Raw genomic sequence first — 21,698 nt, 5'->3', positions numbered from 1 at the left:
CTTACATGAATGGAAACTTCAATCCACCTAGTCCTTTTTTCTTACCTTTTTGCATTCCCGTCATCGTCTTCATCATTTTTTTCATATCATCAAATTGCTTGATTAGACGATTGATTTCTTGTACCGTTGTACCGCTACCTTTGGCAATGCGCTTTTTACGACTAGCATTGATTATTTCCGGTTGTTCTCGTTCTACTTTAGTCATAGAACGAATAATTGCCTCAATATGCCCAATTTGTTTTTCATCAACTTGTGCATTTTTCAGCCCTTTAATTTTATTTGCACCGGGAAGCATTCCTAACAATTCGTCAAGCGGTCCAAGTTGACGCACTTGTCCAAGTTGTTCTAGGAAATCGTCAAGCGTAAACGAAAGCGTACGCATTTTTTGCTCAAGTTCTTTTGCTTTCTCTTCATCAACTGTAGCTTGCGCTTTTTCAATTAATGTTAAGACGTCACCCATCCCTAAAATACGGGATGCCATACGTTCTGGATGGAACGCTTCAATTGCATCTAGTTTTTCACCCATACCAGCAAATTTAATTGGTGTATTTGTTACAGCCTTAATAGATAATGCCGCACCACCGCGCGTATCACCATCTAATTTCGTTAATACAACACCTGTTAATCCTAACTGTTCATGGAAACTTTGTGCTACATTTACCGCATCTTGTCCTGTCATCGCATCGACAACAAGGAAAATTTCATCCGGTTTCGCAACTTCTTTGACTTTCGCTAATTCATCCATTAGTTCTTCATCAATATGCAGGCGACCCGCTGTATCGATTAAAACATAATCGTGATGATCTTCTTTTGCTTTCGCAATCGCTTGTTTCGCAATTTCAACCGGACTTACTTGATCTCCTAAGGAGAAAACAGGCATGTCCAATTGCTTCCCTAATGTTTCAAGCTGTTGAATTGCTGCTGGACGGTAAATATCCGCTGCAACAAGCATCGGTTTACGATTATGCTTTTTACGAAGCAAATTCGCAAGCTTACCTGTCGTCGTTGTTTTACCCGCACCTTGCAGACCAACCATCATTATAACAGTAGGTGGCTTATTAGCAACAGCAATTTTGCTTTGCTCTCCGCCCATAAGTTCTGTAAGTTCTTCCTGTACGATTTTAATTACTTGTTGTCCAGGTGTCAAACTTTTCATTACATCTTGTCCGACAGCACGCTCAGACACACGCTTTATAAAATCTTTTACTACTTTAAAGTTAACATCCGCTTCTAAAAGAGCTAGACGAACTTCTCTCATCATTTCTTTCACATCGGCTTCAGAAACTTTTCCTTTGCCGCGGATTTTTTGCATTGTCTGTTGAAGTCGGTCGGCTAATCCTTCAAATGCCATATTGCCGCCCTCCTAATCTAATTTTTCGATAGCTTCAACAACTTGTTTCATTTCTTCATACACATGCTCTTCTTCGCTGATTAGCTGTTTTAGCTTTGCAACAAGTCGCTGTCGCTCTTGAAACTTTTGAAGTAATACTAATTTATCTTCATATTCTTCAAGCATCGCTTCAGTCCGTTTAATGTTATCATACACGGCTTGGCGACTTACATCAAATTCTTCCGCAATTTCACCAAGAGATAAATCATCTAGATAATAAAGCGACATATAACTTCTTTGTTTTTGCGTTAACAACGATTGATAAAAATCAAATAAATAATTCATTCTCGTTGTTTTCTCGAGCATGTTGGATCATCCTTTGTTAAGTGATTTCCCTTTACATGATTTAGTTTACATGGAGTACAAAAGAGTGTCAAGTTTTTTTCTTAACATCACATATTTTTATAGAAAAAGAAGCGGAAACACCGCTTCTTTCACTTACACTTCTTCTGTTTCTACTAAGTTCGCAAACAAACCATAAACATATTGTTCTGGATCAAACTGCTGCAGATCATCCATTTGCTCTCCTAGCCCAACAAATTTCACCGGAACATCCATTTCGTTACGAATCGCTAAGACGATACCACCTTTAGCAGTTCCATCTAACTTCGTTAAAACAATACCAGTAACATTTGTTGCTTCACGGAATGTTTTCGCTTGGCTTAAGCCATTTTGTCCTGTTGTTGCATCAATAACTAGTAATACTTCATGAGGAGCCCCTGGTACTTCACGCTCAATTACGCGCTTCACTTTCTCTAACTCTTTCATTAAGTTTACTTTATTTTGTAAGCGTCCTGCTGTATCACATAGTAATACATCCACTTTACGGGCCTTTGCCGCTTGTACAGCATCATACATAACCGCCGCTGGGTCAGATCCTGATCCTTGTTTAATTACTTCTACACCAACACGATCGCCCCATACTTCTAATTGTTCAATCGCCCCAGCACGGAATGTATCTCCTGCCGCCAATAGGACAGACTTACCTTCTGATTTAAATTTATGTGCAAGCTTACCAATCGTCGTCGTTTTCCCCACACCATTAACACCAACAAATAAAACTACCGTTAATTGATCCTCTTGTATATTAACTTCATTACTAAAGTCGCTGTCACCTTTGTAAATTCCCACTAGCTTTTCAGAAATAACAGCCTGTACTTCTTTCGGATCTTGAATGTTACGACGTTGCACTTCTTCTTTCAACTGATCAATTAATTCCATCACTGTCGAAACTCCGACATCCGCACTAATTAAAATTTCTTCTAATTCCTCAAAGAAATCTTCGTCTATTTTACGGTAACGGTACACTAAGTCATTTACTTTATCAGCAAATGAATTTCTCGTTTTTTCTAATCCTTGTTTAAACTTCTCTGTTACCGTATCCGTTTGTTTTGAAATTTTTTCTTTTAATTTTTTTAAAAAACTCATACTTCCCATCCTTCCTATCTACTTGCAACAAGTTCTTCGCCATCATCTAAACGAACAGAAACAAGCTTCGATACCCCTGATTCTTGCATTGTGACACCGTACAATACATCAGACTCTTCCATTGTACCTTTTCGGTGTGTAATTACAATAAACTGTGTTTCATCACTAAATTTCTTTAAATACTGCGCAAAACGAGCAACGTTTGCCTCATCAAGAGCTGCTTCTACTTCATCTAGTACACAGAATGGGACTGGGCGTACTTTTAAAATACCAAATAAGAGCGCAATTGCCGTTAAAGCACGCTCTCCCCCTGAAAGTAAACCTAAGTTTTGTAGTTTCTTTCCTGGTGGTTGCGCTACAATGTCAATACCAGTATTTAGTAAATCTTCTGGATTTGTCATTACTAAATCCGCTCTTCCACCTCCGAATAGTTCAGAGAATACATATTGAAACTCTGTTCGAATCCCTTCGAACGTAGTAGAAAATCGTTTTTTCATCTCTTCATCCATTTCCATAATAAGTTGATGCAATGTCGATTTCGCTTCTTCTAGGTCATCTCTTTGCTCTAATAAGAATGTATGGCGCTCTGCTACACGTTCATATTCATCAATTGCCCCTAAATTTACTGCACCTAACTCTTCGATGGATAGTTTAATTAGTTTCACCTTTTTACGTGCATCTTCTGCAGGCATCATCATTGTATACTTAAGTTTTGCTGCTTCAAATGAAATAGTATATGTTTCACGTAAATGTTGCAATCTATTTTCCAGCTCTACATCAAGTCGGTTAATTTTCACTTCTTGATCTTTCAGCATCTCAAGAATATATTTATGTTTACCTATTGTTTCTTTCGCACCGCGCTCTAAATGCTCTACTCTTTCTTGCAATGATACGCGTTGGTCACGGCGAGAACGAATTAACTCCGAAGTTTGATTACGATCATACGCTTTCTTCTCAATCATATTCGTAATTTGTTCTTCGCCACTTGAATTAGATGTCATCTCTTGCTTTAAGAACGCTAAATCTTCCTTCGTTTTTACAAGCGTCGCATCAGTCTCTTCTTTTTCCTTCGTCAATCGTTCGACTTTTTCTTTTTGATTTGACAAACGTTGTTGTTGTTCAGCAGCTTGTACTTTTAGCTCCGTCATTTCCTTCTGGACTTTTTCTTTTGAAGAATGTTGTTCACTTTTTTGTTTCGTTAAAACGACGATTTTGCTATCTAATTCCCCAATCTCCGCTTGAAGAGTCGCTAAAATCTTTTCTAACTCTTCTTTACGCCCTTGCATTTTTACTTGATCTTGTAAAAATCCTTCAATCTCTAAATCGTAAATCGATAAACGATCATTAATACGATGTTCATCTAATTCTAAACGATTAATTTCTTCTCTTAGCTTCTGTTCATCTACACGTTCGGTCTCTACACCTTGGCGTAGCTCTCGTATTTGTACTTCTTTTTCTTGAATCTCTTGCTTTACTGCTTTAACAAAGTTTTCTAGCTTCGTTGTTTTTTCTTCCATGTCAGTTAGTTTTTTAGTCCACTCTTCAAGTTCACGTTGACGTCCCAATAAAGAGGATTTCGCCTGTTTTACAGCTCCACCCGTCATAGAACCACCCGGATTCACTACGTCACCTTCGAGTGTTACAATACGATAGCGGTATTGCAGTTGTTTCGCTAACTCATTTGCTCCGCGTAAATCTTTCGCAACAACAACAGTACCTAATAAACTGGAAACTACATTCTCATATTTATTATTGTACTGCACAAGTTCTGCCGCTACACCGACAAACGATGGATGCTGGTTCACAATGCGTAATTGATCAAATGATAGCGATCGGCTTTTAATAACAGCTTGAGGTAAAAACGTTGCACGGCCATGTTTATTTTGCTTTAAAAATGCAATTGCATTACGAGCATGTTCTTCTGTTTGTACTACGATATGTTGCATCGCTGCCCCAAGGGCGATTTCCATTGCGATTTCATATTCTTTCGGCACAGTCAGAAGTTCTGCAACAGCTCCCTCAATACCTTGTAGCCTATTTTCTCTAGCCTTTAATACTTCACGTACCCCTTGATAGAAGCCAGAATAGTCCTCTTGCATCTCTTCTAACATTTCTTTCCGAGAGCGCGCCTGTTGCACAAATTGATACGCTTGATACAGTTTCGTTTCATTTTCACTATACTGTGACTTACATTTCCCAAGTGCCGTTTCTGTCTTCTGTATGTTAGAAATAAGGCCAGCTATTTTCTCTCTCGCTTGCTCATAACTTTCTACAAGTTTCGCCTTTTTCGCTGTAATTCCCACACGCATCTGTACATACTTTTCATTTTCTTCATCAAGTCGTTCGTTTTTAGAGTTTTGCTGTTTTGATTGTTCTTCAATCATAGATAATTCATTACGAAGACTTGCTTGTTGATTTAAAAGTTCAATATAGTCACCTTTTAAATTCTCAATTTGTTCCTCTAAATTCTCAGCAAAAGTCGCAAGTAATTGCTCGTTATCATGCAATTTCTTCTCCAATTCTTTTACTTGATTCACAAATTGCATTAACGCTTCTGTACTTGTTTCAATTTCGTCATCATAACTTGTAGCTTTCTCTGTTAACTCAACAATTAGCTTTTCAAGCTGCGCACAATGCGTCGTTGCATTTTGCTTTCTTTCCTTTAACAGCTCGCGTTGCCCTTCTAGTTTTTCTAGTTCTTTACTAGACAGAAGGAGAACTTCTTGTAAGGAATTTACAGATTCATCAACAGCTTGTAATTGCCCGCGTAATTCCTCAAGCTCTTCTTCACTTTTTTGTAAGTTCGCCGACATTTTAGCTTCTTCATCTTTATTATGCCCAAATTGATTTCGAAGCGCTTCCCACTTTTCATGTAATTCTTCGATTTCATGTACAATAAGCGCAGCTTCTACTTTCTCTAATTCTTCTTTTTTCTCAAGATAATCTTTCGCAATAGAAGCTTGTCTTTCTAGTGGTTCTACTTGACTACTTAATTCGTGAATAATATCTTGTACACGATTTAAGTTTTCTTGTGTTTCCGCCAATTTCCCTTCAGCTTTCTTTTTACGAAGTTTGTATTTCAGCACACCCGCCGCTTCTTCAAATACACCACGACGTTCTTCTGATTTACTACTCAAAATCTCTTCGACTTTCCCCTGGCTAATAATTGAAAAAGCTTCTCTTCCCATACCAGAGTCCATAAATAAATCAATAATATCTTTCAATCTACAAGATTGTTTATTAATATAAAAATCACTATCACCCGAACGAGATACACGACGCGTTACACACACCTCGTTATATTCAATCGGTAAGCGTTGGTCTTCATTATTTAAAGTTAATGTAACTTCAGCAACATTAACCGCTCTTCTCGTATCACTGCCGGCAAAAATAATATCCTCCATCTTTGCACCGCGTAATGACTTTGCAGATTGTTCACCAAGTACCCAGCGAATTGCATCAGTAATATTACTTTTCCCGCTCCCGTTAGGTCCTACTACAGAAGTTACACCTGGAACAAAATCGACAGATACACGCTCAGCAAAAGATTTAAATCCTGCTATTTCTAATCTTTTTAAAAACACGAAAGGCCTTCCTCCTATTCTCCGTTGTTGTAAACGTTGTCTGTACGAAAACAAGCTACTATACGGATTTCCCACTCCTTTTATTTATAAATAAAAGGAAAGTTTCATTCTATGCATAAGGAATCCCCCTCATTCAAAGGGGGATTCCTTATGATTGTTCTTTTAATTTTTTCAATGCTTCTGCAGCAGCTTGTTGCTCTGCCTCTTTTTTTGACTTACCACTTCCAAGACCTAATGCCTCATTATTTAAAGTTACACGGGACACAAATTCTCGGTTGTGGGCCGGTCCTTTTTCTTGCAAAATTTGATACTCAATATTGCCACTACCATCACGCTGAATCAATTCTTGCAATTGACTCTTATAATCCATCACATGAGAAAAAGCACCTTCATTAATTTTTGGATATACAACTTCTTTTAAGTATCCCCAAACTGTTTCTAGCCCTTGATCAAGATAAAGGGCACCAATAAACGCTTCAAAGACATCCGCTAATAAAGCTGGTCGTTCACGTCCACCCGTCATTTCCTCACCTTTTCCTAATAAAACAAGGCTACCAAATGACATTTCGTTTGCAAAACGAACAAGAGATGGCTCACATACAATAGCTGCACGTAGTTTTGTTAACTCTCCTTCGCTCATTGTCGGATATTTTTGAAACAGATACTGTGATACAGTGAGTTCCAATACAGCATCGCCAAGAAATTCAAGACGCTCATTGTCCTCATGCGGTTTTTTCCGATGCTCATTCACATACGATGAATGCGTAAATGCTTGAATCAATAATTTTTCATCTGTAAACGTAATACCTATCTTTTCTTGAAATACTTTAAAAGCTTCACGATATTTTGTTTCGTATTTTTTTTCTCTATGTTTTCGGTACGGCATAGGTCCCTCCAGATATAAGCCGAGAAGCCCCGTTAAAAAACGGGACTTCACTTAAGCATTATAGATGACTCTCTATGTAAGTCACAGCATCGCCAACAGTAGCAATCTTTTCAGCATCTTCATCAGAAATTTCCATTTCGAATTCATCTTCTAATTGCATTACAAGTTCTACTACATCTAGGGAGTCTGCGCCTAAATCTTCTTTGAAGCTTGCAGCTGGTACTACTTCAGTTTCTTCTACTCCTAAACGATCAACGACAATTTTTGTTACACGCTCTAAAACATCTGCCATTTTATTCACCTCCCCTCAAATATTATATAAAATATTGTCCAAAAAAACTAGGTGAAATCGATTCTTTTATTACATTACCATACCGCCGTCAACATTTAACGTTTGACCTGTAACATATTTACTTTGATCAGAAGCGAAAAATGTTACAGTATTTGCGATATCTTGTGCTTCTCCAAACTGAGCCGCAGGAATTAATTTTAACATTTCTGCTTTTATATTTTCATCTAATACATCCGTCATATCAGTCGTAATAAACCCTGGAGCAATTGCATTTACAGTAATATTTCGGCTCGCTAATTCTTTTGCTGATGTTTTTGTTAATCCAATTACACCAGCTTTAGCAGCTACATAATTTGCTTGTCCTGGGTTTCCTGTTACACCAACAACAGAAGCGATATTAATAATACGTCCATGACGTTGACGCATCATATAGCGCGATACTGCTTTCGTACATAAGAAAACACCTTTTAAGTTTGTATTAATAACTGTATCCCATTCTTCTTCTTTCATACGCATTAATAAATTATCTTTTGTTACACCAGCGTTATTTACAAGAATATCAACTTGTCCAAACGTATCTACAGTTTGTTTCACCATACTTGTAACATCATCAGCATTTGCAACATCTGCTCTTACTGCAATGGCATCTGAACCTAATTTCTTTATTTCATCAACTACTTCATTCGCCTTTTGCTCATTACCAGCATAATTTACTACAACATTTGCCCCTTGTTTCGCTAAATCAATGGCAATCGCACGACCAATCCCACGTGAAGCACCAGTTACTAATGCTACTTTCCCTTTTAACATCAGCTTTCTCCTCTCAAATTTGAAATGGTATCTTTTAATGTCTCTTCATCATATATCGCATATGCTTTCACTGAAGAATCAATCGACTTCATAAGACCAGCAAGTACTTTTCCAGGTCCGATTTCAATAAATGTATCTACCCCTTGATTCACCATATACTCAATAGATGGGTACCATAATACAGGCGAATAGAGCTGTTCAATTAGCTTTTCTTGAATATCTGTACCACGTGTAATAACATCTGCCGTAACATTTGCAATAATAGGAATATTCGTGTCTTGAATTGTAATTTCATTTAAAACACTTTGGAATTTCTCAGCAGCTGGTTTCATAAGCGAGGAATGAAACGGTCCACTTACTTTGAGCGGAATTGCTCTTTTAGCGCCATTTTCTTTCGCTCTTTGAGAAGCAAGTTCTACTCCTTGCTTTGTTCCAGAAATAACAATTTGCTTCGTACTATTCATATTAGCAATTTGTACTGCGTATCCTTCACTTGTTACTTCTTCTGTAACTCGTTTCAGCATATCCGGATCCGCACCTAAAATAGCTGCCATTGCACCTTCCCCGCCTGGAACAGCTTCTTCCATATATTCCCCGCGTTTCCTTACAGCATATACAGCGTCTTCGAATGTTAATGCACCAGCAGCTACAAGAGCGCTATATTCACCTAAACTATGTCCTGCGACAAAATCAGGTGTAATATCATACTCCTTCAAAGCTGTTAAAATTGCAAAGCTCGTTGTTAATAGTGCCGGCTGCGCATTTGTCGTTAATGTTAACTTTTCCTGCGGTCCTTCAAAAATCACTTCTGAAAGAGAATCATGCAAAACCTCATCCGCTTTTGCAAACACTTTCGCAACCTCTTTATTATTCTCCGCTAACTGTCTACCCATTCCAACTGCCTGTGAACCTTGGCCCGGAAAAAGAAATGCTATTTTTCCCATTTCAAATCCTCCTCTTATTGAAGCGGCTCCTTCTCCATTACACTTGAAATTGTAGGAATTACTTCTTTCGCTACCATTTCTCTCGTTTGACGAATCGCACTAAATATCGATTGGTCATTAGAAGAACCGTGAGCCTTAATGACAGGAGCTTTCAATCCAAATAACGCCGCTCCGCCATACTCCGAATAATCCATTTTATCTTTCAATACCATAAGTTTTGGTTTTAATACCGCTGCTGCTAATTTGCTCGTAAACGAACTCATTAATTGTTCTTTTAACATAGAGAATAACGCAAGTGCTGTTCCTTCTAATGATTTTAGCGCTACATTACCCGTAAAACCATCACATACAACAACGTCTGCTACACCTTGCAATAAATCTCTTGATTCAACGTTTCCAACGAAATTAATTGGTGCATCCTTGAGCATAGCAAAGACTTGTTTTGAAAGCTCGTTTCCTTTACCATCCTCTGTTCCAACGTTTAAAAGTCCAACGCGTGGATTTTTAATTCCTCTTACCTTCTCTGCGTAAACAGAGCCCATTACTGCATATTGATATAAATGAATTGGTTTTGCATCAACGTTTGCTCCAACATCTAACATAACAAAACCTTCTCCATCAACAGTTGGCATTGTAGGTGATAAAGCTGGTCGTTCAATTCCTTCCATACGACCAACAACAAACAATCCAGCTGCCATCAAAGCTCCTGTACTACCTGCTGATATACAAGCGTCCGCTACGCCGTCTTTTACTTGCTGCGCCGCTAGTACCATTGAAGCTTGTTTTTTTCGACGAACCGCTCTTACTGGTTCGTCTGTCGATTCGATTTTTTCGTCCGTATGAAGTATAGTAATTCGCTCTTCACTCGTTAAATATTGACGAATTCCCTCTTCTTTCCCTACTAACGTAATATGTAAATCTGAGTATTCCTTAATAGCTTTCATTGCTCCTAATACTACAGCCTTTGGTGCATGATCGCCGCCCATTGCATCTATTGCGATTTTCATAAGTTGTTACCTTCCTCACTATAATTACTAGATCGATACATTTCAAAAGTGCCTGTAAAGACAAGTTCTTCTCCAACAAAGCTACGCACTTTGACAACCGTCCGTCCTTTATCATTCTCTACATCTTCAACACGTACTTTTGCAACAACACGCTCTCCTAATTTTACAGGACGAATATATCGAATGGTGGACTTTGCAGTTAAAGCTAATTCTTCATCAATAACCGCAACAGCTAGTGAGTTTGCTTGCGCAAACAAATGATGCCCACGAGCAATTTGATTTCTTTTAAATACATGTTCTACCTTTACTTCAAAGATAGAAATCGCATGTCTATCTAATTCTATATCGATAATTTCTCCGACAACCTCTTCTAACGGTAAAGATTTCACGTCTTCTTCATGTTGTTTTGTAGCCACATGCTTAATTCGTTCTCTTAATTCAGGAATAGATAATTCCATACGATCAAGACGAACAGTTTGTATGCTCACTTGAAATTTTTCCGCTAAATCTTCATCCGTTATAAAAGGATTCGTTTCTATTGTTTGTTGTAATAATTCTTGTCTTTCTTTTTTACTTCTTCTTTTTTTCATACCGCACCATCCATTTTTATGACTAGGTACTAAAAGTAGTATATAATCATTAAAAGTAGAATGCAACAAAAACTTTTGCAGACTACTTTTAATCGAGCTTCTCTCCCTGGAACACACCTGTCCCATCAAGATAAGTACGCAGCGAAGCATACTGATCATTATGCCAAAACGCTTCTGAATCAACTAGTATCGCCGCATCTTGTCTTGCTGTTTCTAACGCCCGATAATCATGCACCATATCAGCAACCTTAAATTCTGGTAGACCACTTTGCTTACTTCCAAAGAAATCCCCAGGACCTCGTAACTCTAAATCTTTTTCTGACAATACAAATCCATCATTTGTTTCAGTCATAATGCGCATTCTTTCTTTTCCCGTTTCTGATTTTGGGTCCGCAATTAATAAACAATATGATTGTTCACTACCACGCCCAACACGCCCCCTCAGCTGATGGAGCTGTGATAAACCGAAACGTTCCGCATCATAAATAACCATAACAGTCGCATTTGGTACATTCACACCTACTTCAACAACTGTTGTCGACACAAGAATTTGCACTTTATTTTCACTAAACTGTCCCATTATCTCTTCTTTTTCTTGGGATGATAGTCTCCCATGCATTAATCCAACTTGGCATTTCCCTTGATAATGATGAGTCAGCATACTATGTAAGTCGATAGTATTTTGTACATCAAGCTTCTCAGACTCTTCAATAAGAGGGCAAATAACATATGCCTGTCTTCCTTTTTTTATCTCTTTCTCCACAAAGCCGAGAACACGATCTAACATATCATGTTTTGCCCAGTACGTTTCGATTACCTTTCTACCAGCTGGCATTTCATCGATAATAGAAACGTCCATCTCTCCAAATGCAGTGATAGCTAACGTACGCGGGATTGGGGTCGCCGTCATAAACAACACATCTGGACTTTCACCTTTCTCACGTAAAACCCGGCGCTGCGCCACACCAAATCGATGCTGTTCATCGGTAATAACGAGACCTAACCTATGAAATATAACTTCGTCTTGAATTAAAGCGTGCGTCCCAACAAGGATGTCTACTTCTCCTTGTTCTAATCTCGACAAAATTTCTCGACGTCTCGCACCTTTAACAGAACTTGTTAGCAATTCAACCTTCATACCGAAATGTGAAAACGTCTCCGCGAGCGACTGATAATGTTGTTCGGCTAAAATTTCTGTAGGAACCATCAAAGCACCTTGATAATGAGCCAATTTCGCCGCATAAAGAGCAATCGCAGCAACAACTGTTTTCCCAGAACCTACATCCCCTTGCAATAATCGATTCATTCGGTACGGAGATGTCATATCTTTCATTATTTCATCTACAACCCGGCGTTGTGCACCAGTTAACGGAAACGGAAGTGCATCAGTAAACTCTTGTAATTCTACTAATGAAATTTCTTTTTTCGTCCCTTTCGAGTTTTCCCTTTCCATTTTCCGTAATGTTTGCATTTTCAACTGAAACAAGAAGAACTCCTCATATACAAAACGGCGACGCGCTTGCTTTAAGTCTTCCTGTCCCACTGGAAAATGTAACCCTCTGAGCGCTTCATAGCGTGATAATAATTTATATCGACTTAACAAACCATCTGGTAACACTTCGACTATAGAATCTCCATACTCCTTAAATGCTTGTGCAACAAAACGGCGCATCTGTTTTACTGTCAGTTTTCCTTTCACTGAATATACAGGTTCTACTTCTTGTTGTCGTACAACCAGTCCAAAATTCAGTTCTGATACAGCAATTGTTTGGCGATGCTGATCCCATTTACCAGTAATCGTTACCGTTTCATCTAAATTTAACTTTTGTTTATAGTATGGTCTATTAAAACATACAGCTGTAATTAAATAACGACCGACGAGAACACGAACTGTAAGACGTGACTTCTTCTTCCCATAATATTGCAGTAAAGGAGCACTATGAACTTTCCCCTCAACTGTTACACGCTCGTCATGCTTTACTTCAGCAAGATCTTTCATCGCATAGTCTTCATAGCGGTACGGAAAATGTTCTAATAGATGAGAAACTGTATAAATTCCCATCTCGTGTAACAACTCAGATGTTTCTCCTCCGATTCCCTTTACATCCGTAACAGGAACTTGTACAACTTCATTCAAGATTCTCACGCTCCGTCACATTATTTTCTTTGATTCATTCTATTGATTATCCATTAATATCATTGACATCTGTAATCGCTCTCTTTCACCTTATATATTCTATCATAGGCATTCTAAGAGAAACTACTCTAATCCCTCTGTATAAAGTGAAACTATAATCAGTGGGGGTTTTGTTCATCCCCCACTGATTATTAGCCTTCACCAATCGGGCGTTTACGGGCAGTTAATCTCCCACCTAACTTCTTTGCTCCAGCCGAATTTAGGGGTGGGGGTTTTACTGCCCACAAATAGCGGGATAAAGCAAAGTTGTACAATACGTAAGAAAAGAGCCTCACTATTAGCAGCAAGGCTCTTTTCTATCATCAATATGCTAGCCTTTTGAATAAAAACTAGTAATAAATTTCATATCACTATTTCTTATCCATTAGCAAGTAAGTAACCCATTTATTTTCAAATCGAATCTTTTCTTATTCTACAGAGAAGATGAAAGAATACACCGGTTGGTTCCCTGCATGTACTTCTACTTCTGCATCTTCAAAGTTCTCTTCTACAAACGCAACTAATTCAGCCACTTCTTCATCTGTTGCATCTTCACCTTGTAGGATTGTTACGATTTCAGAATCCTCATCAATTAGCGCTTCTAGTAATTGCTTTGCAGCTCCTACTTTCTCAGCATTTGTAGATACAATTTTCCCATCTGCAAGACACATGAAATCATCTTTTTGAATCGCTACACCGTCAATTTCCGTATCACGAACAGCATACGTAATCTGACCTGTTTTCACATGAGCTAAAGCTTCTTTCATGTTTTCTTCATTCTCTTCTAGCGTTCCAACTGGATTAAACGCTAACATTGCAGCCATACCTTGAGGAACTGTTTTTGAACGAATAACAATAACTTCTTGTTCTACAACTGACGCTGCTTGTTCTGCTGCCATCACGATATTCCCGTTATTTGGTAAGATGATGATTTTTTCAGCATTCGCCTCTTCAATCGCCTTCACAATATCCTCCGTACTCGGATTCATCGTTTGGCCACCTTCGATAACTTTCGTTGCGCCAATGCTCTCAAATAAAGTTTTAATACCCGATCCCATAGCTACAGTTACAATACCATACGGTTGTTTCTCTATTGGCTGATTCGTTTGTTCCGGCACCATGGTAGGTTCATCTAATAAAGCAGTATGCTGTTCACGCATATTTTCTACTTTGATCTTAATTAGACTACCGTAACGTTGTCCATAGTTCATAGGTTCTCCAGGATGTTCCGCATGAATATGAACCTTTACAACCTCATCATCCGATACAACAAGTAGTGAATCTCCGTACACACTAATATCTTCACGGAATTTTTGTTCAGAGAAATTATGTTCCTTCATTTTTTTAGGCTCTAATTTCACCATGAATTCCGTACAATATCCATACTTAATATCTTCTGTACTCAATTGGCTTTGTACACTACGGTGATGTTCTGCGCGTACCATGTCATTCATAGATGGTTGGGCAGGCACATTAGAAGAAATCGTTTCTCCTTTTAAGTCAGCTAAAAATCCTTCATATACAACAACAAGACCTTTACCACCGCTATCTACAACGCCAACTTGTTTTAATACAGGTAATAAATCTGGCGTACGATTTAACGATGCGTTTGCTTCTTTTACAACGTCTTCCATAAACAAAACAAAGTCGCGCTGTTTTTTCGCAACTGTCACTGCATATTTACCCGTTTCTCTTGCAACCGTTAAAATCGTTCCTTCAATTGGTTTCATAACCGCTTTGTAAGCTGCCTCTACTCCAGCTTCTAAAGCTGCAGCAAAATCAACTGTCGTTAATTCTTCTTTTTGTTCAATGGATTTAGAGAAACCACGGAATAACTGAGATAAAATAACCCCAGAGTTACCACGAGCCCCCATTAATAATCCTTTGGCTAAACTTACGCCGACTTTACCAGCATGCTGTGAAAGATTTGCTTTCACTTCACGTGCGCCTGAAGTCATTGATAAGTTCATGTTTGTACCGGTATCGCCATCTGGAACTGGGAATACGTTTAATGCATCAACAAGCTGAACATTATTTGTTAAATTATTGGCTCCTTGAATGATCATTTGTGATAAACGTTTTCCATCAATTTTTTGAATTGACACAGATTTTCCTCCTTAATGCACATTACAAGTTTATTACTTTAACTCCTTGTACGTAGATGTTTACAGAATCTACTGCTAGTCCTACAGTTTGATCTAATGTATATTTCACTTTAGTCTGCACGTTATGTGCTACTTCTGAAATTTTCGTACCATAGCTCACAATAATATACATATCAATATGTACTTCATCTTCATCTTTACGAACAATAACGCCTCTAGTGAAGTTTTCTTTTCGTAAAATGTCTGTTAATCCATCTTTTAACTGATTTTTTGATGCCATACCTACGATACCGTAGCAATCTACTGCGGCACCTCCAGCAATTGTTGCAATTACATCTGTACTAATATCAATTTGACCGTACTTCGTTTTAATTTCAATTGACATCTCGTTTCCCCCTTCATAAATGGTGAAAGTGAGCTAGACTACTTTAGTTACTATCATATAATCTTTTTAAAGAAAATTCCATCGTTCTTTCTTTTTCACTCTCATATTTTATGTTTTAAATTACATTTTTTTATGATGAGCAAAATAGTCCATTGTTATTATACAACATGTACCACTATAATATGTCAAGCAATTTTTCTTGATTTCACCTTTTCTCCATTGACATATGGTGTCAAGTATTTTTTCTTGATTTCTTTTTCCTACGGTGTTGCATTCTCTTTTTAGTTGTGTTAAATTATAGTAGTGTTTTTAGCATCGCATAAAAGGCTAACATTGAAAAATTACGTATGTTACGGTAGTTAAGGGAGGGAAATATAAATGGCTCGTGTTTGTGCTATCACTGGAAGAAAAGCTCGTTCTGGTAACTCTCGTTCTCACGCAATGAACGCTACAAAACGTAAATGGGGCGCTAACCTTCAAAAAGTTCGCGTACGCATCGACGGAAAAGTTCAACGTGTTTACGTTTCTGCTAGAGCGTTAAAATCTGGCAAAATCGAACGTGTTTAATAATAAAAAAAAGAGCCGCTAGGCTCTTTTTTTATTATACCAATGGAAAAAGCACCGGTAATAGGTGCTTTTTTTAGTCTTTTTTGAAGGTATTTAACATCGCACGAACAATTCCACCAAGAAATTTAGGTAACTTAATTGTATAAAATCTCATGGTTTCCCTCCTAATCCCCATTACTCCACTTGTTCACTATATGATGCAAGGAGCAAAATTGTTTCTTCAATCAGTGCTTCTTATCATCATTAATATGCCAGAAGTAAATGAAAAATTACCTTTTTCCTCAATGAGTTCATTACTAATACAAAGTGTCGATCCCCACTCTATTGTTTTATTAGTAAGAGGGTACTTAAAACCGTGAAGTGTAATACCTTCTACCCTTTCAGTAACTGGTACAAATGATACGTATGGAAAATGTTCGTTTCCTTCAATTATATACATACCAAAATTTTTCACCATTATTTCATTTTTATTGTCCACAATACACATTTCTATATTTACTTCTAATCCCTTTAAAAGCATCTGAATATTTGCTAAACCATGATCAAGTCTTCCACCAGTAGCACCAAAAATACGAATTAACTTTGGTTTCTGTTCTAAAGCCCAGCTAATGGCAATTTCTAAATCTGTTTGATCTTTTTCTCGCGGGACAATATGTAATTCATTTGTCTGCTGTCCCATCCATGCTAATTCCTCATCAGTAACTGAATCATAATCCCCAAACGCAACAGCCGGAGTGATTCCCCTTTTCAACAAACGGTACACTCCTCTATCAACGGCCGCCCAAACTACTTCTTCATTTTCATACCGAGAAAAATCTGCGCAGTATTCTGCAGGTCCTCCCGCTAAAATATGAATAATCATTTTTCCTTCCCCTTCTATTGTAAAAAGGCAATCTGCCATTCGGTAGATTGCCTTTCTCCTTATTTTCCACTCTAACATGTATAAATAGTGAAGTCTTACTGAACTAGAAGCTTCACTAGGATAACGGTGCATTCTTTATCCGCGAATTACACGAATTGCTTCACCGCGGTCTTTTTGATTGTATACTGCTGATCCTGCTACAAGAACATTCGCTCCTGCTTCAATACAAAGTCTTGCCGTTTCAGTGTTGACACCACCATCAACTTCAATTTCCACTTGTAGATTTCGCTCTTTAACCATTTCTGCAACTTGTTTGATTTTCGGTAATACAGAATGAATAAATTTCTGTCCGCCAAATCCAGGATTTACTGTCATAAGTAATACCATGTCTATATCTTCTAATACATGCTCAATCGTTGAAACTGGAGTATGTGGATTTAATACAACTCCCGCTTTAATGTCATGAGATTTAATTAACTGAATTGTACGATGTAGATGTGGACAAGCTTCTACATGGACAGTAATAATATCAGCTCCTGCTTTTGCGAAAGTTGGGATATAGTTATCAGGATTTTCAATCATTAAATGTACATCTAACGGTAATGATGTAATCGGACGGATTGCTTCTACAATTAATGGTCCAATCGTAATATTTGGTACGAAATGTCCATCCATTACATCGACGTGAATGTAGTCAGCTCCACCTTTTTCTACATCTTTAATCTCTTCCCCTAATCTTGAAAAATCTGCTGATAAAATCGATGGTGCAATTTTAATCATTACTAATACCTCGGCTTTCTCTCTCTAATTTCTTCTACGAATTGTTTGTAATTCTTATAACGATATTCGGTAATCTTTCCTTCTTCAACCGCAGCTTTCACCGCGCATTTCGGTTCAGCAATGTGTGTACACCCTCTAAATTTACAGTATTGGCTCTCTTCTTTCAACTCTGGAAAACAATATGTAAGATCTTCTACCTCTATATCTATGAAGTCAAGCGAACTAAAACCAGGTGTATCCGCAACAAGTCCACTTCCAACTGTAATTAATTCCACGTGTCTTGTCGTATGCTTTCCACGTCCTAAATGTGAAGAAATATCATTAGTTTTCAATTCTAAATCTGGACGTAATACGTTTAGCATTGAAGATTTCCCAACACCAGATTGGCCTGCAACGACGGAAATACAACCTTCTAAAAATGGTTTCAGAATATCAATACTTTCCGATGTATTTATAGAAGTAAACAACACATCATAACCCATTTCACGATAATCATTTGCATAAGATTCAACAGTTTCTCTCATTTTTTCATCTACTAAATCCATCTTACTAATACAAATAATCGGTTTAATGTTATGATATTCAATCAATACTAAAAATCGATCTAACAGTCCTGGATTAAAATCAGGTTCTACTGCTGAGAAAACAAGAATAGCTTGATCAACATTAGCAATAGGAGGTCTAACAAGTTCATTTTTTCGATCAAATACTTCTAACACATAACCTTCATTCGGATTATCCGCTTGAAAAACAACTTGGTCTCCTACAAGTGGTGTAATTTTATTCTTTCTAAATACACCACGCCCGCGACATTGTGTAATCCCTTCCTCATTCTGCACGTAATAAAACCCACTTAGGGCTTTTACAATTTTTCCTTCTGGCATATAATTCTCCTTTATTTTGTATAAGATGAAACTGCAATTAAATATGAATAGACTAGAGTTCTTTAAACAATTATTTCAAAACCCACCAAATATATACCCAGGTTCATATATTTAATCTACCATCAAATTTGAAATATTATTTACAACAGTATCACTTTTACAGCTTTTTGAATCATATATTTTTGCCTGTTATACAGTCCACGATGTAGACAGCATAACAGGCAAGAGTAATGAATTCCATCTTCTATATAAGGACGATGGAATTCACTATTATTGAGCTGGATATGGTACTTCCTTGTCCATAATCGTTACTCCATCTCGGACAATCTTATAGTGTCCCTTTGCACCTTCTTGAATTACAAATTCTAAAGAAATAATCGCTGACTCAGTAATTGTTCTCGTTTCAACTGGTTTATCCATTTTTTGCTGCATATCTTCTTTATAAATTTCTATTGTTTGCGGCTTTTTATCACCTGTTGCAGAAGCTTCATATGGGATAGAAATGTTATCCACTTTTACCGTTTTCGTCACTTTAGGCTTCGGACCATCGGAGATAACAATCGATACTTTATCTCCTTCTTTTAAAGGTGTCCCAGGCTTTGGTAACTGTGAAATAACAAGGCCTTTATCAACCGTATCTGAATACTCTCTTTTTATATCAGAAACGAGCTTTCTTTCATTTAAATAACCTTTTATACTATTTTCAGTCCACCCTGAAAAATCACCTGGTCTTATTTGATAAGGTCCTTTACTTACCCAAACTTTCAGTTCTTGTTCAGCTTCTATAACCATTTGATCAGGCGTTGGTATTTGCTCTACAATTTCACCTTTCGGCTTATCATTTTCAATATAATTTATTGTAACTTGTTTATATTTTTCTTCTAAATCAGCTCTTATACTCTCGAAATCTTTTCCTGTCAAATCACGCATCTTACTTTTCTTTTTCCCACCTGATTGATAGATAGTAATTTTAGAGTTTTCTTTCACTACTCTTCCTGCTATAGGATCTGTTTTTATCACTTTTCCGGCTTCAACATCATCTGTATATACAAGATTAGGTTCAGTAACTTCAAACCCTTTTTCAACTAATGTATTTACAGCTGTCGTATATTTCATACCAGCCACATCAGGAACCTTCACATCTTTCGGAATAAAGAAGCCTGGAATAACAGTAAGTGCTAAGGTTGTCCCTATTGCTAACAGTAAAAATGTTGTAATTAAAACTTTCAGCCATTTATTACTTCGTTTTTTCTTCTTCCCTGATTCAGTCTCTTCTTTTCTTACTTGTTCATCCACTTTACTTCCTTTTAATACAATCGTTTCATCACTTACATTTTGAAATAGTTGTTCTTGTTGAATAATTGGAATCGCTTTCGTCGCTTCCATATCTTCTGGTATGTAAAATGGTTGTTCATTTATTCGTTCTGGGTATAGTGCTGTTTCAATATCTCGTTTCATCGCGTTAGCAGATTGATATCGATGAAATGGATCTTTCGCAGTCGCCTTTAATATAATATTTTCAACACTTTGTGGAATATTTTCATTCCATCTTTTTGGAGATGGCATTTCATTTTGTAAATGTTTTAACGCAATTGCAACAGCAGATTCCCCAGAAAACGGTTGTCTTCCTGTTAACAATTCAAACATAACAATCCCAAGTGAATAAATATCTGATTGTTTATTCGCTATACCGCCGCGCGCTTGTTCTGGTGATAAATAATGCACCGAACCGAGCACCGAATTTGTATGTGTAATCGTTGCTGCACTTGTAGCTGTCGCAATTCCAAAGTCTGTTACTTTTATCACTCCGTCATCTCGAATCAAAATATTGTGCGGTTTAATATCGCGATGTACAATCTCAAAATGATGGGCGTGTGCCATAGCGGACGTTAACTGCTCCATTATATCAAGAGCTTCTCCTATCGGTAACATCCCTCGATCGATTATGTATTGCTTCAATGTTCGTCCAGGTACATATTCCATTACAAGATAATATATACCATCCTCTTCCCCAACATCATACATATTCACAATATTTGGATGCGACAACGTTGTAACAGATTGCGCTTCTCGATGGAAACGTTTAATAAACTCTTCGTTATTTGAATAGTCGAGTCTTAATATTTTTACCGCTACATCTCGGCCAAGTATATCATCATGAGCTAAATATACATTGGCCATTCCTCCACCGCCAATTATTTTCAGCAGCTTATAACGGTCATTTAAGCGTTTTCCAATCAGCACGTTGCACTTCACCTACTTTCGTTTGTCGAATCCGCATAATCAATAATAACGAGGGTGATATTATCTTCTCCACCACGATCATTTGCTAATTGAATGAGATGCTCTCCCTTCGCCTCGAGCTGTTCATTCAATTGTAAAATTTGTTGCATATCAGCCATAGGGACTTTGTTAGACAATCCATCAGAGCAAAGAAGCAATTGATCGTCTTCTTCGAGCACCAATGTTTTAACATCTAGTCCGACTTTTTCTTCTGTTCCTAACGCTCTTAACAGAACATTCTTTTTCGGGTGATATTCTGCATCTTCTTTTGAAATTTCACCGTGCCTAACAAGTTCATTTACAAGTGAGTGATCTTCCGTTACAAGCGATATTTCTCCCTCTGATACCATATAACAACGACTATCTCCTATATGACCTATTGTTACAAAACTAGGTGTACAAATCGCCATGATAACCGTTGTTCCCATGCCATTACATTCTACATGCTGCTGAGAGTAAGCATATATGCGCTCATTAATAATTCCAACGTTAGTATGTAACCACTTTTCTACCTTTTTAGGCTCATTCATATTATGCGTTTGCTTCCAATAATCATGGAATAATTGAATAGCCATCGAGCTAGCTACATCGCCAGCTCGATGACCTCCCATTCCATCTGCTACTACCGCTAAAATATTTCCATCTAAATTGCGAAAAACTCCTGCACTATCTTCATTATGTTGACGAACTTTCCCTTTATCCGATAGAAACACGGCTTTCATCTC

At 37.5% G+C, this 21,698-nt stretch carries 20 protein-coding genes; 1 reads left to right on the top strand and 19 read right to left on the bottom strand.

What is annotated here, in order from left to right; translation table 11 throughout:
- Position 1: 1 nt before the first annotated feature.
- The 13 genes from ffh to MKX77_RS05650 form a co-directional block, all read right to left on the bottom strand.
- Positions 2 to 1,351, bottom strand: a complete 1,350-nt coding sequence (gene ffh, locus MKX77_RS05710) for a signal recognition particle protein (protein ID WP_215553963.1) — start codon at positions 1,349 to 1,351, stop codon at positions 2 to 4.
- A gap of 12 nt (positions 1,352 to 1,363) precedes the next feature.
- The gene (locus MKX77_RS05705; RefSeq protein ID WP_002160734.1) at positions 1,364 to 1,696 is read right to left on the bottom strand and encodes a putative DNA-binding protein; all 333 of its coding nucleotides are present in this window, start codon (positions 1,694 to 1,696) and stop codon (positions 1,364 to 1,366) included.
- 132 nt (positions 1,697 to 1,828) lie between these two features.
- A complete protein-coding gene (ftsY, locus tag MKX77_RS05700; protein ID WP_002160733.1) occupies positions 1,829 to 2,818 on the bottom strand; it encodes a signal recognition particle-docking protein FtsY in 990 nt (329 codons plus the stop codon).
- A gap of 14 nt (positions 2,819 to 2,832) precedes the next feature.
- Complete coding sequence (gene smc, locus MKX77_RS05695) at positions 2,833 to 6,402, bottom strand: chromosome segregation protein SMC (protein WP_341305999.1); 3,570 nt, start codon at positions 6,400 to 6,402, stop codon at positions 2,833 to 2,835.
- Positions 6,403 to 6,550: 148 nt separating this feature from the next.
- Positions 6,551 to 7,288 (bottom strand): ribonuclease III, encoded by a 738-nt coding sequence (gene rncS / locus MKX77_RS05690; protein ID WP_002146086.1) that lies wholly within the window; start codon positions 7,286 to 7,288, stop codon positions 6,551 to 6,553.
- Positions 7,289 to 7,346: 58 nt separating this feature from the next.
- Positions 7,347 to 7,580, bottom strand: a complete 234-nt coding sequence (acpP, locus tag MKX77_RS05685) for an acyl carrier protein (protein WP_002014515.1) — start codon at positions 7,578 to 7,580, stop codon at positions 7,347 to 7,349.
- A gap of 69 nt (positions 7,581 to 7,649) precedes the next feature.
- Positions 7,650 to 8,390 (bottom strand): 3-oxoacyl-[acyl-carrier-protein] reductase, encoded by a 741-nt coding sequence (gene fabG / locus MKX77_RS05680; protein WP_002160731.1) that lies wholly within the window; start codon positions 8,388 to 8,390, stop codon positions 7,650 to 7,652.
- Entirely contained in the window at positions 8,390 to 9,334 is a 945-nt protein-coding gene (gene fabD / locus MKX77_RS05675) for an ACP S-malonyltransferase (RefSeq protein ID WP_002160730.1), read from the bottom strand. Before fabD ends, fabG begins: the two co-directional genes overlap by 1 nt.
- Before the next feature lie 14 nt (positions 9,335 to 9,348).
- Positions 9,349 to 10,341: a phosphate acyltransferase PlsX gene (plsX, locus tag MKX77_RS05670; RefSeq protein WP_002128828.1), complete on the bottom strand. Its 993-nt coding sequence runs from the start codon at positions 10,339 to 10,341 to the stop codon at positions 9,349 to 9,351.
- The gene (gene fapR / locus MKX77_RS05665; protein WP_000747354.1) at positions 10,338 to 10,931 is read right to left on the bottom strand and encodes a transcription factor FapR; all 594 of its coding nucleotides are present in this window, start codon (positions 10,929 to 10,931) and stop codon (positions 10,338 to 10,340) included. Before fapR ends, plsX begins: the two co-directional genes overlap by 4 nt.
- 88 nt (positions 10,932 to 11,019) lie before the next feature.
- Positions 11,020 to 13,068 (bottom strand): ATP-dependent DNA helicase RecG, encoded by a 2,049-nt coding sequence (recG, locus tag MKX77_RS05660; protein ID WP_341305998.1) that lies wholly within the window; start codon positions 13,066 to 13,068, stop codon positions 11,020 to 11,022.
- A 467-nt stretch (positions 13,069 to 13,535) separates the two neighbouring features.
- Positions 13,536 to 15,212, bottom strand: a complete 1,677-nt coding sequence (locus MKX77_RS05655) for a DAK2 domain-containing protein (RefSeq protein ID WP_215553969.1) — start codon at positions 15,210 to 15,212, stop codon at positions 13,536 to 13,538.
- Positions 15,213 to 15,234: 22 nt separating this feature from the next.
- A complete protein-coding gene (locus tag MKX77_RS05650) occupies positions 15,235 to 15,597 on the bottom strand; it encodes an Asp23/Gls24 family envelope stress response protein (protein ID WP_000021109.1) in 363 nt (120 codons plus the stop codon).
- A gap of 378 nt (positions 15,598 to 15,975) precedes the next feature.
- Between MKX77_RS05650 and rpmB the strand changes: the two genes are divergently transcribed.
- The gene (gene rpmB / locus MKX77_RS05645) at positions 15,976 to 16,164 is read left to right on the top strand and encodes a 50S ribosomal protein L28 (protein ID WP_000124776.1); all 189 of its coding nucleotides are present in this window, start codon (positions 15,976 to 15,978) and stop codon (positions 16,162 to 16,164) included.
- Between the two features lie 73 nt (positions 16,165 to 16,237).
- Here rpmB and spoVM read toward each other — a convergent pair whose 3' ends face one another.
- From spoVM to MKX77_RS05615, 6 genes are all read right to left on the bottom strand, one after another.
- On the bottom strand, positions 16,238 to 16,318 hold the full coding sequence (gene spoVM / locus MKX77_RS05640; protein ID WP_001213599.1) for a stage V sporulation protein SpoVM: 81 nt from the start codon (positions 16,316 to 16,318) through the stop codon (positions 16,238 to 16,240).
- Between the two features lie 66 nt (positions 16,319 to 16,384).
- Positions 16,385 to 17,065, bottom strand: a complete 681-nt coding sequence (locus tag MKX77_RS05635) for a thiamine diphosphokinase (protein ID WP_215553970.1) — start codon at positions 17,063 to 17,065, stop codon at positions 16,385 to 16,387.
- A gap of 96 nt (positions 17,066 to 17,161) precedes the next feature.
- Positions 17,162 to 17,806, bottom strand: coding sequence for a ribulose-phosphate 3-epimerase (gene rpe / locus MKX77_RS05630; protein ID WP_215553971.1), 645 nt, complete (start codon positions 17,804 to 17,806; stop codon positions 17,162 to 17,164).
- A 2-nt stretch (positions 17,807 to 17,808) separates the two neighbouring features.
- Positions 17,809 to 18,690 (bottom strand): ribosome small subunit-dependent GTPase A, encoded by an 882-nt coding sequence (rsgA, locus tag MKX77_RS05625; protein WP_215553972.1) that lies wholly within the window; start codon positions 18,688 to 18,690, stop codon positions 17,809 to 17,811.
- Between the two features lie 270 nt (positions 18,691 to 18,960).
- On the bottom strand, positions 18,961 to 20,934 hold the full coding sequence (gene pknB, locus MKX77_RS05620; protein ID WP_341305997.1) for a Stk1 family PASTA domain-containing Ser/Thr kinase: 1,974 nt from the start codon (positions 20,932 to 20,934) through the stop codon (positions 18,961 to 18,963).
- A gap of 8 nt (positions 20,935 to 20,942) precedes the next feature.
- On the bottom strand, positions 20,943 to 21,695 hold the full coding sequence (locus MKX77_RS05615) for a Stp1/IreP family PP2C-type Ser/Thr phosphatase (protein WP_215553974.1): 753 nt from the start codon (positions 21,693 to 21,695) through the stop codon (positions 20,943 to 20,945).
- Positions 21,696 to 21,698: the final 3 nt, after the last annotated feature.

The organism is Bacillus sp. FSL R9-9410, from assembly GCF_038050385.1.
Lineage (GTDB): Bacteria > Bacillota > Bacilli > Bacillales > Bacillaceae_G > Bacillus_A > Bacillus_A cereus_U.
Note: the sequence above shows the minus strand (reverse complement) of the source record. Positions and strands in the feature narration are given on the sequence as shown.

Excerpts from the sequence above, each read along its gene's own strand:
- ffh (WP_215553963.1), bottom strand. The coding sequence starts at position 1,351 with ATGGCATTTGAAGGATTAGCCGACCGACTTCAACAGACAATGCAAAAA.
- MKX77_RS05705 (WP_002160734.1), bottom strand. The coding sequence starts at position 1,696 with ATGCTCGAGAAAACAACGAGAATGAATTATTTATTTGATTTTTATCAA.
- ftsY (WP_002160733.1), bottom strand. The coding sequence starts at position 2,818 with ATGAGTTTTTTAAAAAAATTAAAAGAAAAAATTTCAAAACAAACGGAT.
- rncS (WP_002146086.1), bottom strand. The coding sequence starts at position 7,288 with ATGCCGTACCGAAAACATAGAGAAAAAAAATACGAAACAAAATATCGT.
- acpP (WP_002014515.1), bottom strand. The coding sequence starts at position 7,580 with ATGGCAGATGTTTTAGAGCGTGTAACAAAAATTGTCGTTGATCGTTTA.
- fabG (WP_002160731.1), bottom strand. The coding sequence starts at position 8,390 with ATGTTAAAAGGGAAAGTAGCATTAGTAACTGGTGCTTCACGTGGGATT.
- fabD (WP_002160730.1), bottom strand. The coding sequence starts at position 9,334 with ATGGGAAAAATAGCATTTCTTTTTCCGGGCCAAGGTTCACAGGCAGTT.
- plsX (WP_002128828.1), bottom strand. The coding sequence starts at position 10,341 with ATGAAAATCGCAATAGATGCAATGGGCGGCGATCATGCACCAAAGGCT.
- fapR (WP_000747354.1), bottom strand. The coding sequence starts at position 10,931 with ATGAAAAAAAGAAGAAGTAAAAAAGAAAGACAAGAATTATTACAACAA.
- MKX77_RS05650 (WP_000021109.1), bottom strand. The coding sequence starts at position 15,597 with ATGTCAATTGAAATTAAAACGAAGTACGGTCAAATTGATATTAGTACA.
- rpmB (WP_000124776.1), top strand. The coding sequence starts at position 15,976 with ATGGCTCGTGTTTGTGCTATCACTGGAAGAAAAGCTCGTTCTGGTAAC.
- spoVM (WP_001213599.1), bottom strand. The coding sequence starts at position 16,318 with ATGAGATTTTATACAATTAAGTTACCTAAATTTCTTGGTGGAATTGTT.
- MKX77_RS05635 (WP_215553970.1), bottom strand. The coding sequence starts at position 17,065 with ATGGCAGATTGCCTTTTTACAATAGAAGGGGAAGGAAAAATGATTATT.
- rpe (WP_215553971.1), bottom strand. The coding sequence starts at position 17,806 with ATGATTAAAATTGCACCATCGATTTTATCAGCAGATTTTTCAAGATTA.
- rsgA (WP_215553972.1), bottom strand. The coding sequence starts at position 18,690 with ATGCCAGAAGGAAAAATTGTAAAAGCCCTAAGTGGGTTTTATTACGTG.
- MKX77_RS05615 (WP_215553974.1), bottom strand. The coding sequence starts at position 21,695 with ATGAAAGCCGTGTTTCTATCGGATAAAGGGAAAGTTCGTCAACATAAT.